This window comes from Amycolatopsis keratiniphila subsp. keratiniphila (genome assembly GCF_001620365.2).
In the GTDB taxonomy this organism is placed as follows: domain Bacteria; phylum Actinomycetota; class Actinomycetes; order Mycobacteriales; family Pseudonocardiaceae; genus Amycolatopsis; species Amycolatopsis keratiniphila.
On the sequence record NZ_LQMT02000064.1, the window covers coordinates 1 to 709 of the forward strand.

Here is a 709-nt window from a genome sequence, read left to right on the forward strand (position 1 = left end):
TGGAGTTGCCCCCGGATGGCGGACACGGGGTTTCACGCGGCTTGGTGGTGACTGTAGCTGGTTCGGGTTTCGTGGGGTGTGCGGTGACCGACTGTCGAATGTAGACGGTCGTGGTTGTAGTAGTGGAGGTAGCGGTAGATGTCGTGTCGTGCCTGGTCACGGGTGGCCCAGATGGTGGTGCCGATCTCGGTTTTGAGGGTGGCGAAGAACGACTCGGCGACGGCGTTGTCGTAGCAGGATCCGACCCGTCCGATCGAGGGCTGGATCCGGTGTTCGGTGAGCGCGGCGCGGAATTGGCCGGAGGTGTACTGGACGCCGCGGTCGGAGTGGAAGACCGCGCCGGGGCGGATCAGGCCGCGTGCGGTGGCCAGGGCGATCGCGTCGCAGACCAGGTCTGTGCGCAGGTGCTCGGCCATCGCGTGCCCGACGATCTCGCGGTTGTGCAGATCGATCACCGTGGCCAGGTAAAGCCAGCCCTGGAACGTGGGCAAGTAGGTGATGTCCCCGACGAACCGCTGACCAGGGCGCTCGGCGGTGAAATCCCGGCGGATCACGTCCGCCACCGGTGGCACCGGGGTGGCGGCGGGTCTGGTCAAGCTCCGGCGTTTGCGGCGGGTGATCCCGGCCAGGCCCTGCTCCCGCATGAGCCGTTCCACCCGCTTGTGATTCACCACGCGCCCGCGGCGACGCAGCTCCGCGGTGATCCGGG

General features: G+C 67.6%; 1 protein-coding gene. It reads right to left on the reverse strand.

Annotated elements, in window-relative coordinates; all coding sequences use genetic code 11:
* Positions 1 to 32 precede the first annotated feature (32 nt).
* A partial coding sequence (locus AVR91_RS42170; RefSeq protein WP_063273861.1) for an IS3 family transposase occupies positions 33 to 709 on the reverse strand: 677 nt, incomplete at its 5' end.